The 12,156-nt window shown below is 45.7% G+C and carries 15 protein-coding genes; 5 read left to right on the forward strand and 10 right to left on the reverse strand.

Annotated elements, in window-relative coordinates; translation table 11 throughout:
* Positions 1–132: 132 nt before the first annotated feature.
* A complete protein-coding gene (locus DCO16_RS10460) occupies positions 133–936 on the reverse strand; it encodes a methyltransferase domain-containing protein (protein ID WP_173943583.1) in 804 nt (267 codons plus the stop codon).
* Positions 937–1,076: 140 nt separating this feature from the next.
* Here DCO16_RS10460 and DCO16_RS10465 point away from each other — a divergent pair, with 140 nt between their 5' ends.
* A complete protein-coding gene (locus DCO16_RS10465) occupies positions 1,077–1,724 on the forward strand; it encodes a ComF family protein (protein ID WP_254598043.1) in 648 nt (215 codons plus the stop codon).
* Positions 1,725–1,738: 14 nt separating this feature from the next.
* Positions 1,739–2,209 carry a tRNA (uridine(34)/cytosine(34)/5-carboxymethylaminomethyluridine(34)-2'-O)-methyltransferase TrmL gene (trmL, locus tag DCO16_RS10470; RefSeq protein ID WP_173943585.1) on the forward strand — a complete coding sequence of 157 codons (471 nt, stop codon included), beginning with the start codon at positions 1,739–1,741 and terminating at the stop codon, positions 2,207–2,209.
* 6 nt (positions 2,210–2,215) lie between these two features.
* Here trmL and DCO16_RS10475 read toward each other — a convergent pair whose 3' ends face one another.
* Genes DCO16_RS10475 through DCO16_RS10490 form a run of 4 tightly spaced genes read right to left on the reverse strand, consistent with a single transcriptional unit; the run spans position 2,216 to position 4,414 of the window.
* Complete coding sequence (locus tag DCO16_RS10475) at positions 2,216–3,238, reverse strand: NAD(P)H-dependent glycerol-3-phosphate dehydrogenase (RefSeq protein ID WP_173943586.1); 1,023 nt, start codon at positions 3,236–3,238, stop codon at positions 2,216–2,218.
* A gap of 23 nt (positions 3,239–3,261) precedes the next feature.
* Positions 3,262–3,777 (reverse strand): protein-export chaperone SecB, encoded by a 516-nt coding sequence (gene secB / locus DCO16_RS10480; protein WP_173943587.1) that lies wholly within the window; start codon positions 3,775–3,777, stop codon positions 3,262–3,264.
* A 23-nt stretch (positions 3,778–3,800) separates the two neighbouring features.
* The gene (grxC, locus tag DCO16_RS10485; protein ID WP_173943588.1) at positions 3,801–4,055 is read right to left on the reverse strand and encodes a glutaredoxin 3; all 255 of its coding nucleotides are present in this window, start codon (positions 4,053–4,055) and stop codon (positions 3,801–3,803) included.
* Between the two features lie 17 nt (positions 4,056–4,072).
* Positions 4,073–4,414: a rhodanese-like domain-containing protein gene (locus DCO16_RS10490; protein WP_254598044.1), complete on the reverse strand. Its 342-nt coding sequence runs from the start codon at positions 4,412–4,414 to the stop codon at positions 4,073–4,075.
* Between the two features lie 94 nt (positions 4,415–4,508).
* On the opposite strand from DCO16_RS10490, the gene gpmA reads away from it, so the two are divergent.
* Genes gpmA through DCO16_RS10505 form a run of 3 tightly spaced genes read left to right on the forward strand, consistent with a single transcriptional unit; the run spans position 4,509 to position 7,423 of the window.
* Positions 4,509–5,198 (forward strand): 2,3-diphosphoglycerate-dependent phosphoglycerate mutase, encoded by a 690-nt coding sequence (gene gpmA / locus DCO16_RS10495; RefSeq protein WP_173943590.1) that lies wholly within the window; start codon positions 4,509–4,511, stop codon positions 5,196–5,198.
* Between the two features lie 13 nt (positions 5,199–5,211).
* Positions 5,212–6,645 (forward strand): S41 family peptidase, encoded by a 1,434-nt coding sequence (locus DCO16_RS10500; RefSeq protein WP_173943591.1) that lies wholly within the window; start codon positions 5,212–5,214, stop codon positions 6,643–6,645.
* A 25-nt stretch (positions 6,646–6,670) separates the two neighbouring features.
* A complete protein-coding gene (locus DCO16_RS10505) occupies positions 6,671–7,423 on the forward strand; it encodes a HesA/MoeB/ThiF family protein (RefSeq protein ID WP_173943592.1) in 753 nt (250 codons plus the stop codon).
* Here the strand turns inward: DCO16_RS10505 and ptsP are convergent.
* From ptsP to gshA, 5 genes are read right to left on the reverse strand one after another with little or no spacing between them, the layout of a single operon-like run.
* A complete protein-coding gene (gene ptsP, locus DCO16_RS10510; protein ID WP_173943593.1) occupies positions 7,420–9,171 on the reverse strand; it encodes a phosphoenolpyruvate--protein phosphotransferase in 1,752 nt (583 codons plus the stop codon). The two genes, DCO16_RS10505 and ptsP, sit on opposite strands and share 4 nt — an antisense overlap.
* A 2-nt stretch (positions 9,172–9,173) precedes the next feature.
* On the reverse strand, positions 9,174–9,443 hold the full coding sequence (locus DCO16_RS10515; RefSeq protein WP_173943594.1) for an HPr family phosphocarrier protein: 270 nt from the start codon (positions 9,441–9,443) through the stop codon (positions 9,174–9,176).
* An 8-nt stretch (positions 9,444–9,451) separates the two neighbouring features.
* Positions 9,452–9,886: a PTS sugar transporter subunit IIA gene (locus DCO16_RS10520; protein WP_173943595.1), complete on the reverse strand. Its 435-nt coding sequence runs from the start codon at positions 9,884–9,886 to the stop codon at positions 9,452–9,454.
* A gap of 2 nt (positions 9,887–9,888) precedes the next feature.
* Positions 9,889–10,830 carry a glutathione synthase gene (gene gshB / locus DCO16_RS10525; protein ID WP_173943596.1) on the reverse strand — a complete coding sequence of 314 codons (942 nt, stop codon included), beginning with the start codon at positions 10,828–10,830 and terminating at the stop codon, positions 9,889–9,891.
* 27 nt (positions 10,831–10,857) lie between these two features.
* Complete coding sequence (gshA, locus tag DCO16_RS10530; protein ID WP_173943597.1) at positions 10,858–12,156, reverse strand: glutamate--cysteine ligase; 1,299 nt, start codon at positions 12,154–12,156, stop codon at positions 10,858–10,860.

Here is a 12,156-nt window from a genome sequence, read left to right on the forward strand (position 1 = left end):
TAGTCCAAAAATGCGGTTTCAAGCCAAAACTCACTGCCATAATTATAGGGTTATTTGCATTGAAGAACAAACACTCGAGGCTAGGGCAATCTCAATCTTGATCAAGCTTATATAGATAGTGATTACTCACACTCAATCAGAATCAATCCTTGTCTTGCGCTGAATTTGATTTGGGTCAATATAGGCAATGTGATCTTGGGGCTTAGCAAGGTGTTTACCTAGGGCCCAAGCATGCCCATAAATCACCTCTAGGGTCAGCATTTTTGGCAAATCAGGCGCTGATCTGGCACTCAGATCGCTCGCAGAAGTGAGTTTTAAGGCACGAGCATCTGCCAACATGAGTTCATCGGACTCGTAATCTAAATTCAGAAACTCCATATCCATGACGGGATCAGAAAAGCGCTCACCGAGAAGCGCATCACCCATATCGTGCATATCCCAAGGGCTCGCTAACTTTTGAATACCGACCGCTTGCCCAACACTCTCGAAACGAAGCTGCTTACCCGTATCAGGACCTAGATAGCTAAATGTCAGTAAGCCGCCTTCTTTTAAAACCCGCCAACATTCTTGTAGAAAGTGTTTTGGATCGTTTAAATCCTGGAGGAATAGGGTACTCAACACCAAATCTACTGAACTGTCTGGGAGAGAAATACGACCTGTTTTTTGATAATCATCGAGAGAAATGAGAGGCGCTCTTTTAAATCTGGAATGCCACAAACGAGAGATTTGCAACTTCAGTTGATTTAGCCCAGTTAAATCTTGGGCAGGGGCACTATAAAAATGAAGGCCAGGAAAACGCTTTGTCAGAATATGCGCATGATTGCCAAGAAAATCTGGAATCACTAAAACATCTTTTACTTGGAGCTTGACGATGTCTAATTTTTGCAACATCCGGTCTGCAATTTCATCTTGAAGCCATTTGATTGATTGGGTCATTGACTCAGTATACTCAGCGCCCCATGCCTGTATTCCAGAATATTTTCCAATCCATTTGTACGCACTTATTGCCAACTGCCTGTATATCCTGCGGGAATCATCAAGCACAAACCTTGTGTATAAATTGCAGTGGAATCATCATGTCAGAGCAACTTTTGCACTATGAATGCTGCCCACAATGCGGCATCACACTTGCGTCAGATGAGCTTGATCAAAAACGCTGTCAGGATTGCACCATCCATCCGCCTTACTTTGACAGAACCTATTGTCTGGATCGATATGATGGCAAGCTTCAAAGTGCCTTGCACCAACTCAAATATCAGCATCGGCTAGCAAGTGCATACGGACTCGCGTGCGTATGGAATCAACTGCTATCTGGATCCTTAAAGAAACTTGCGGCAGATTACCTTTTACCCGTTCCCTTGAGCGAAGAAAAGCTTCATGCTCGAGGTTTTAATCAAAGCTGGGAGCTGGCAAGACGCATTGAATGCGATGCCACCATCCAAAAAAATCCATACGCCTTGATGCGCCATCACCATTCCCAACATCAGGCTAATGAAAACCGCAGCAATCGCCATACAGCCGTTCAAAATATGTTTTACGTCAACCCCATTTATTGTGAGTCTTTCAGGGCTAAGACGGTCATCGTGTTTGATGATGTCATGACTAGCGGGGCCACCTTAAATGAAATTGCTCGCATTCTGAAGGACAATGGTGCATATAAGGTGATCAATTGGGTATTACTCAGAACGCTTCGCCCGATGAAGATGAATGAGCACAAGATCTAAATAAAGAACAAAGCATGTTTAATATCGTTTTATTCGAACCAGAAATTCCACCGAACACGGGCAATATTATTCGCCTGTGTGCGAATACGGGCGCTCAACTGCATCTGATTGAACCTCTGGGTTTTCCGATGGAGGATGCCAAGCTGCGCAGAGCGGGGCTCGACTATCACGAGTTTGCTAAGATAAAAATTCATCCAAGCTGGGCGCAGTTTCTTGCCAATGAACAACCCAAACCAGAACGTCTCTTTGCACTGACCACTAAAGGTTCGGGAAAATTTCATGAAGGCGCGTATTCACCCCAAGATTATTTTGTCTTTGGCTCCGAAACCAAAGGCATTACAGATGAAGTCAGAAGCTCCATTCCAGCTCCCAATCAGATGCGCTTAGCGATGCAAAATGCTAGCCGTAGCCTTAATCTCTCAAATACGGTAGCGATTGTGGTGTATGAAGCTTGGCGCCAAAACGGGCTTACTGGTGGAAGCTAATCCAGCCTAAACTTCAAGCTTGGGGTCGCGGCTCATCAGTTTTTTTAGTGCCTCTTGTGCGGATAATTTTCCCGATAGGACCGCACCCATCATCATCGTGATCGGCATCTCAACACTAAGGCGATTGGCAAGATCAGCAACAGCGGAAGCGCACAACACTCCTTCTGCAACATGTCCTAAATTATTTAAAATCTCTGGAAGCGGTGTGCCTGCTGCAAGTGCAAGACCAACGCGACGGTTTCTGGAAAGATCACCCGTTGCCGTCAAAATCAAGTCTCCAACACCAGTCAATCCCATACAGGTCTCCGGTCTACCACCAGCAGCTTTGACTAAACGCATCATTTCTGAAAGTCCACGTGTTAATACGGCGGCTCGTGCATTAAGCCCCAGATTGAGGCCATCACCAATACCAGCAGCAATGGCTAAGATATTTTTAACTGCTCCGCCAAGCTCAACGCCAATCAAATCATCGCTCGCGTAAACACGCATATTCCCATGATGAAAGGCCATCTGAACAATATCGCATAAGGCATTCGACTTGCTCGCTATCGTCAATGCACACGGCATTTCATTACCGACCTCTTGTGCAAAACTAGGTCCTGACAGGGCGCCATAAGCATGACGCAAACCATGGCTATGCTCAAGATCTTCGCGCTCTACCACTTGATGCGGCAATAGGGCAGTACCTGGTTCTAAACCCTTACACAACCAAATAATATTGAGCGGCTGTTTAGCAATGCGCAAGACCTGCGCCACGGTTTCCGATAAACCGGACATCGGGGTAGCAACCACTAAAAGATCGTTCTGAGAAAGACGCGCAATAGCACGCTCAAGATGGGGCTCTAATTCAAGCCCTGAGGGGAGGGTAATTCCGGGCAAATACCCACGGTTTTCACCTGACTGCTTAATCTCTTCTAACTGCTGTGCATTACGGGACCATAAGCAGACATCGCCTGGCGGAAGATGGCGGGCTGCTTGCGCAGCCATAGCAGTACCCCAAGATCCCGCTCCAAGCAGTGTCACTTTCATGAACTGTGAGCCCTTAAGGCATCTTAGTGAGGCAAAACAATTTTACTTTCAGCAGGGCTTTCTTTTTCAGCCGCTTGCTGCGCTAGCATCATGCGATGCTCATACATACCGTGAAAGTTAATTTCATTTAAGTGAATTGGCTGGAAGCCTGCACGACTAATCAGGTCAGCAATATTTGAGCGCAAATAAGGATACAAAATAGTGGGGCAAGCAATTCCTAACATCGGATCAATTTGCTCAGGTGGAATATTGTTAAATTCAAAAATACCCGCTTGCTTTGCCTCTACCAAAAAGAGTGCCTTGTTATCCACTTTAGAAGTCACGGTGGCAATTAAGGTCACTTCGAAAATCTCTTCTCCTAGGCGAGTAACAGCAACATCTACCTCTACCTCAACTTGAGGCTCTGTTGCAACCAACAAAATTTGGGGTGCATGAGGCTGCTCTAAAGAGACATCTTTGAGGTAAATACGCTGGATACGAAACCCTGGCTCTTTAGAGTTATCAGCGTTATCTGGAGTGGGAATGGTTTGGTCTGTCATAGCAAACTTTCTTGTTAAATGTTTTAAGCCAATAGTGGATCAAGTTGGCCAGCGCGATCTAAGGCAACCAGATCGTCATAGCCGCCAACATGGGTTTCACCAATATAGATTTGGGGAACTGTGCGGCGCCCTGTCCGAGTCATCATGATGTCTCGTTGAGCTGGGTCGCGATCAATCAGAATTTTTTCTAAGTTGGCAACACCCTTCTTTTGCAAAAACTTCTCTGCCATCACGCAGTAAGGGCAGACTTGGGTGCTATACATCGTTACGGAAGGCATATCAATGACCCTTCTCTTTATTTAACAAGTGGCAGCGCGGCATCTTGCCAAGCCATCACGCCACCATCTAAAACGCCCACCTCAGCAAAGCCCATATTTTTAATTTTGGAAGCTGCCTTGCGTGAGCTCATGCCGGTTTCGCAAACCAATATCAGCGGGTTCTTGCGATCTAACTTCAGCTTTTCAAAACCTGCAGGCACTTGATCAGCAGGTAGATGTTTTGCACCTGGTAAATGACCCGCCTTAAATGCAGCTTCCGGACGTAAGTCCACGACGGCTGCTTTACGACGGTTCATCCAAATGGTCGCTTCGGTGGTAGATAAGCCTTTTCCGCTCATAAGCGTAGATAATGTAGGCATGAAAAGCGCTGCACCCGAAACTATTAAGAGGGCGATTAGCGCTAAATTGTCGATTTGTGTAAGAAAGTTCATCCCCGGATTATAGAATGGCTCTATGAAACAACTTGTCCTTATTCGTCATGGTGAATCCACCTGGAACCTTGAAAACCGCTTTACTGGCTGGGCAGATGTAGACTTAACCCCAAAAGGCACTCAACAAGCCATTACTGCGGGAGAAAACCTGCGTAAAGCAGGGTATGAATTTGATATCGCCTATACCTCTGTATTGAGGCGAGCCATCAGGACGCTTTGGCACATTCAAGATGCCATGGACTTAATGTGGCTGCCGGTAGTGCATAGCTGGCGATTAAATGAACGGCATTATGGCGCTCTCACCGGCCTCAATAAAGCCGAAACCGCTATTCAATACGGAGATGCGCAAGTGCATATTTGGCGTCGCTCTTATGATGTGCGTCCGCCCTTATTGGAGGCGGTAGATGAGCGGAATGTCCAAAATGATCAGCGTTACGCTAAGCTCAAGCCTACGGATATTCCCCTAGGGGAGTGCCTGAAGGACAATGTCGAGCGTGTTTTACCGCTGTGGAATGAGTCTATTGCCCCTGCTCTGAAGGCAGGCAAGCGGGTTTTGCTGGTTGCGCACGGCAATAGTATTCGCTCCCTTATTAAGTATTTAGACCAGGTTTCAGATGAAGACATTATGAAAATTAATGTCCCTAATGGGGTACCCTTGGTTTATGAGCTCGATGATGAACTCAAGCCCATTCAACATTTTTATCTAGATTAGAGTAAAAAAGAGTATGCGTAAATTTCTGAAAAACTTTACCCTCATTGCTGTCGGTCTCATAGCCGGTATTGCTGCAACGATTCAATTCTCGGCAACTGCACAGCAGAATACTACCCTGCCGCTAGATGAGTTACGTACTCTTTCTAATGTCTTCGCTCAAATTAAGCGAGAGTATGTTGAGCCCATTGAAGATAAACAATTGCTCACCGATGCCGTCAAAGGAATGGTGAGCAGTCTGGATCCGCACTCCACTTATTTAGACAAAAAAGACTTTTCAGAAATGCAAGAACAAACCAGCGGGAAGTTCGCTGGTCTCGGCATTGAAATTACATCTGAAGATGGCTTGGTTAAAGTGCTCAACCCCATTGAAGATAGCCCCGCTGCAAAGGCAGGTCTCCAAGCTGGTGATCTCATCACGCGCTTAGATGACAAGCCCGTTCGCGGTATGTCACTGGATAAAGCAGTTCGCACCATGCGTGGAACGCCAGGTACAAAAATTACCTTAACGGTATTTCGTAAGAGTGAAGAACGTAGCTTTCCAGTAACAATTACTCGTGCCGAAATCAAAGTGCAGTCGATCAAAGCAAAGATCGTAGATAACAATATTGCTTGGGTAAGAATTACTAGCTTTCAAGAACGTACGATTCCTGATCTCGCTAAAAAGTTAACAGAGCTTGCAGCCCAAGACCCAAAACTAAAAGGCATCATCCTTGACCTCAGAAATAATGGTGGTGGCTTACTTCAGGGCGCAGTCGGTGTCGCAGCCGCTTTCTTGCCGCCAGATGCCGTCATTGTTTCTACTAAAGGTCAAACACCCGATTCCAAGCAAGTGTTTAATGCCACGCCCTCTATGTACCGATTAAGTGAAGCGGGTGATCCTTTGGCCGGAGTGCCAGCGATATTTAAGAAACTACCTATGGTAGTTTTAGTCAATGCCTACTCAGCATCTGCCTCTGAAATTGTTGCTGGTGCATTACAAGATTACAAGCGCGCAACCATTATCGGTAAAACAACTTTTGGTAAAGGGTCTGTACAAACAGTACGTCCACTCACTAATGATTCAGCACTCAAGATTACTACTGCTTACTATTACACTCCTAGCGGTAAATCCATTCAGGCATTTGGTGTTCGGCCCGATATCGCAGTAGACCAAAATAAAGATGGCGATCCGGACGATGTATTAATCACCCGTGAGATCGATAGTGAAAAGCATTTACGTAATAAACAATCTCCTGAAGAAATGTTAGTAAAAGATAGAGAAAAACGTCGCCTCGAAGAGCTACAGCGTATTGAAGAAAAGAATGCTAAGAAAACGCCTGAAGAAAAAGAAAAAGATAAATCTAAGAAGCCCATAGAACTCGGTAGTGCTGATGATTTCATGCTGTCTCAGGCAGTGGCATTTATCAATGGCGCACCCGTTAAACGCTCTGCTTCCAAGCTCGAATAACTCATATCTGATCTTTAGCTGATTTATGAATGACGAGCAGTTACTTCGCTACTCAAGGCACTTACTGCTTGAGGAAATCGATGTAGCTGGGCAAGAAAAGTTACTCGACTCGCACGCCCTCATCATCGGGGCAGGTGGTTTAGGTTGTGCAGCCGCACCCTATCTTGCGGCTGCTGGTGTGGGCAAGATCACACTGCTTGACCATGACATAGTCGAGCTCACGAATTTACAGCGCCAAATTATGCATACCCAACATTCTATTGGGCAAAGCAAGGTGGCTTCAGGGAAAACATTTTTACAAAATACTAATCCCACCATTACCATCGATGCAGTTCAAGAAAAAGCAACAGAATCCTTGCTTGATAAGCTACTTCCAAGCACTAATATCGTTTTAGATTGCACTGATAATTTTGCTACTCGCCAACTGATAAATGCTGCAAACTTTAAGCATCAAAAGCCCCTAGTCTCAGGATCAGCATTAAAGTTTGACGGGCAACTGAGCGTCTTTGATGCGCGCAATCCTCAATCACCTTGCTATGCCTGCCTCTTTTCTCCAGATGAGAAATTTACTGAAGTCAGTTGTGCCAGCATGGGCATCTTCTCCCCTTTGGTAGGCATTATTGGTGCCATGCAAGCAGCGCAAGCCTTACAAGTACTGATTGGATTTGGGCAACCTTTAGTCGGAAGAATGCTGCTGTGGAATGGACTCAACACCCAGATAGATGAAATGCGAATTACTAGAAATCCAGATTGCCTCGTTTGCGGCAAAGCCCACTAGGCCATCAGTTTTTCTAAAGCCTGAGCTTGATCCTCTGGCTCAATAGCTTGCAATACGGCCATCACTCGGGACTTTAATAAACCAACATCTGCTTTCAGAATCTCGCGTTTAACCAATAAGAGCTGACTGAAGTGCATTGAAAAATCAGTTAATCCCAAACCTAATAGCAATTTAGTCATCGTGGGATCTCCCGCCATCTCACCACAAACTGCCACTGGAATATTTGCCCGCTTTGCCTGATCAATAATGCTAAATAACAAGTTCAGAATGGCCGGATGTAATGGGTCATATAGATGCGCAACCGCATGGTCTGCGCGGTCAATCGCTAAGGTATATTGAATTAAATCATTCGTACCAATAGAGAGGTAATCAAAACGATTGATAAACAAAGGAAGCACTAAGGCAGCCGCCGGAACTTCAATCATGGCACCCACTTGAATATTCGGATTAAATGCCTGTCCGCGTTGATGTAACTGCTGCTTTGCTTTTTCAATTAAGCGTAAAGTCTCATCAATCTCTCTGACATGCGCGAGCATGGGGATCATAATGCGCGCCTGTCCATGGGCTGAAGCTCTTAATATCGCCCGTAGTTGCGTTAAGAAAATTTCTGGCTCTGTTAAGGACCAACGAATTGCCCGCAAACCTAATGGAGACGTCCCGGTTTGAGATACATCAGCGCTAGCGCCTAAGGCCTTATCTGCGCCTACATCAATAGTGCGAATATTCACTGGCAAGCCATGCATTAAATCGACCACACGACGATATTCTTGATACTGCTGCTCTTCATCTGGCAGAGCTTGATGACGATCCATGAATAAAAATTCAGAGCGGAATAAGCCAACCCCAATCGCGCCCAAATCGATCGCTTGTGTCGCATCTTCTGGTAACTCAATATTAGCCAGCAATTCAATGGCTACCTGATCGACAGTAGCTGTTGGTGAATACTTGAGCTCCAAGAGCTTATGTGTTTCTTGGATAGCTTTCGCTTGGAGCAAGCGATACTGAGCCAATAACTGCTCATCCGGTGAAACTACCACCACACCGTGCACACCATCAATTACCAACCAATCGCCGTGGCGAATCATTTCACTAGCATGGCGAACGCCTACTACTGCAGGAATCTCCATACTGCGCGCAACAATAGCAGTATGTGAGGTCTTACCACCCAAGTCAGTAACAAAGCCCGTAAAGGCGTGCTCTTTAAAGCGCAACATATCGTGCGGAGCAATATCGTGCGCCACAATAATGGCGTCTACCCCAACTCCACTAGGAGAAAATAAATCCGACTCATTTAAGGTATTTTTTTGTTGCACACTGAGCGCCTTCAGAACGCGCTCCGCAACCTGACGGATATCATTGGCACGCTCTTTAAGATACGCATCTTCAATCTCAGAAAATTGCTCTAGAAGATCGTTGAGCTCTGTCGTTAATGCCCATGCGGCATTGAGGCGTTGGGTGCGTATCAGCTTGAGTGGCTTTTCAGTCAAAGCAGGGTCTGCCAGAATCATCCCATGCACATCTAAAAATGCCGCCATCTCTTGAGGAGCATCTTTTGGTAAGCCTTGACGCAATTTCGTAAGCTCTTGGCGTACTTGCTCAAAAGCATCTAATAATCTTTTAGCTTCTACTTCTTCCTTACCAAGCTCTACTAGGTGATGACTTACCTCTAGTGCTGCACGAGAAATCAGTACTGCCTTACCAATCGCAATACCATTGGATACGGGAATGCCATGTAGAGCAAAAGTCATCGCTATTCGCCTTCGCCAAAGCGATTCTGAATGAGCACTGTAATAGCTTGCAAAGCCTCATCCGCTTGCTCACCAACAGTTTCTAGCGTGATCGTGCTACCTATACCGGCAGCGAGCATCATGACGCCCATAATGCTTTTTGCATTAATTTGACGGCCATTGCGTGACAGCAATACTTCGCAAGGAAATTCTGCAGCAAGCTGTGACAGCTTTGCTGATGCCCGCGCATGTAGCCCTAGCTTGTTGATAATTTTAATTTCTGCTACTGGCATCGCTGACCTTATTTATCTGTCACTTCTTGTTGAGCTTTGGAGCCCAAACGTAATATGCCATTTTGACCGCCTTGTAAGGCTTTTTGAGCCAACTCTTCTAGCCCCTCTCCACGATGAGAAATGCATCGCATCAGCATGGGTAAATTCAATCCTGTTAAAACAACCACTGCAGAATTCAGTCCCGACAAAGGGCCTAGAGCCTCTAATTTAGAAGCCACATTGGCAGGCGTTGCCCCCATTACATCAGTCAGTATCAAGACACCGCTATCAGTACTCACGCCATAGGCAGCCTTGAGAACACGATCAAAACTTACCTTGGTATCTTCATATGGTGGAATATCCACCGCTCTAACACCTTCAGGTAATACGCCGAAGGCATGCTCAGCAAAACCGAGCATGGCACTGGCTACTGGGGTGTGGGCAACAATCACAATTCCAACCATCTCTATACCAGTTTCTTTTCGAGGGCTTTTAACCAATATTGCGCAACATCAAATCCGCTCTGCTCTGTAATTTCAACAAAACAGGTTGGGCTCGTTACATTAATTTCAGTGACGTAAGCACCAATCAAATCCAATCCTACTATGAATAAACCGCGTTCATTCAAAATGGGGGCTAAAAGTTCTGCTACACGCTTTTCAGCAGCAGTCAGTGGCATAGCGACACCCTTGCCGCCAGCAGCTAAATTACCGCGAATCTCATTGCCTTGAGGAATGCGAGCCAAAGCAAATGGTACTACTTCACCACCAATCAACAACACGCGCTTATCCCCTTCTGAGATCTCCGATAAAAAGCGTTGTGCCATTAAGGTTCGGGCGCCATTCTCACCTAAAGTTTCTACGATGCTTGCTAAATTTAAGCCGTCTGGGCCCACTCTAAATACGCCCATACCTCCCATGCCATCCAAGGGCTTAATCACAATATCGCGATGCTCTTGATGAAATGCTTTAATCGCACTCAGTTCACAAGTGATCAAAGTAGGCGGGATGAATTCTGGAAACTCAGTAATGGAAATCTTTTCTGAATGCTCCCGAATTGCCATGGGATCATTGAACACCCTAGCGCCTTGACGGACTGCAGCCGATAACAACCAAGTGGTATTTAAATACTCAATATCAAACGGGGGGTCAGTGCGCATGAAGACTGCTGTAAAGGCATTTAAGGCACGACCTTCAATACTGCCCAACTCAAACCAAGATGTACTACTGGGTTTTATCGCTAAAGTCTGACAATCTGCAACGACTGTATTTCCTCTCCAGAGAATATTGCGGCTCTGACAGAACCAAAGTTTGTGACCTGCTGCTTGTGCGACTCGCATCATTGCTAAGGTGGAGTCTTTCTCAATCTTAAAAGACTCTAACGGATCAGCAATAAAAAGAAGATCCATATTTATCTATGTGCGGGAATAAATAAATTAGGCTGCTTCAGCATTAGGATCAGAACGCTCAAGCTCTAAAGAGGCTGCTAGCAAAGCCAAACGCGCCACTACACCATAGAGATAAAAGCGATTGGGTGGCGCACTACCAGGCTTAGCACCTAGATCCGGAATAGAGTTTTGCTCAAATGCCAAGGGAACAAAATGCATGCCAGGTGAATTGAGGTTCTCATCAGGACCACGATCCGTATGTACGCGATAGAAGCCACCAATCACATAACGATCAATCATGTAGACCACAGGCTCAGCCACCGCTTCATTGACCTTCTCAAAGGTATACACACCCTCTTGAACTAATACATCACTCACCTCAAGACCTTCTTTAACCACACTCATTTTATTGCGCTCTTTGCGGTTCAAATCTTTGAGTTGGGCGGGGTCATTGACTACCATGATGCCCATACCATAGGTACCTGCATCGGCTTTTACGACCACATAGGGCTTCTCTTTGATGCCGTACTCACGGTATTTCTTAGCCGTCTTCTTGAGGATCTGCTCAACCGCTGTTTGCAATTCATCTTCACCTTTACGCTCATGAAAATTAACATTTGAGCAACTCGTGAAATAAGGGTTAATCATCCAGGGATCAATATTGACTAACTTCGCAAACTTTTTCGCAACCTCTTCATACGCTGCAAAGTGAGCAGACTTACGACGAACATGCCAGCCAGCATGCAAACCAGGTAAGAGATATTGCTCATGCAGATTTTCCAGGATCGGTGGAATCCCTGCAGATAAATCATTGTTCAACAAAATAGAACAGGGATCAAAATCTTTAAGTCCCAGACGCTGTTTCTTTAAACCAAGGCGAGATAAAGGCTCCATCAAAAGACGATTGCCATCGGGCAAATCAATCCAAGTGGGCTTTTTAATTTCATCAGACAAGGTGCCTAAGCGAACATGGAGTCCAGACTGACGCAGGATAGAGGCCAAACGAGCAATATTTTGCAAATAGAAAGTATTGCGAGTATGCCGCTCTGGAATCAGGAGTAAATTTTTTGCTTCCGGGCAGATTTTCTCAATCGCTGCCATGGCTGCTTGTACTGCCAGGGGCAACATTTGCGGTGAGAGATTATTAAAGCCGCCCGGGAAGAGGTTGGTATCTACGGGTGCCAGCTTAAATCCGGCATTACGCAAATCGACTGAACAATAAAATGGCGGGGTGTGTTCTTGCCATTCCAGCCGAAACCAGCGTTCGATAGTAGGAGTTGCTTCTAAAACCTTCGACTCGAGATCGAGAAGGGGGCCGCTCAGGGCGGTAATGAGATGTGGAACCAT

The organism is Polynucleobacter antarcticus, assembly GCF_013307245.1.
GTDB lineage: Bacteria > Pseudomonadota > Gammaproteobacteria > Burkholderiales > Burkholderiaceae > Polynucleobacter > Polynucleobacter antarcticus.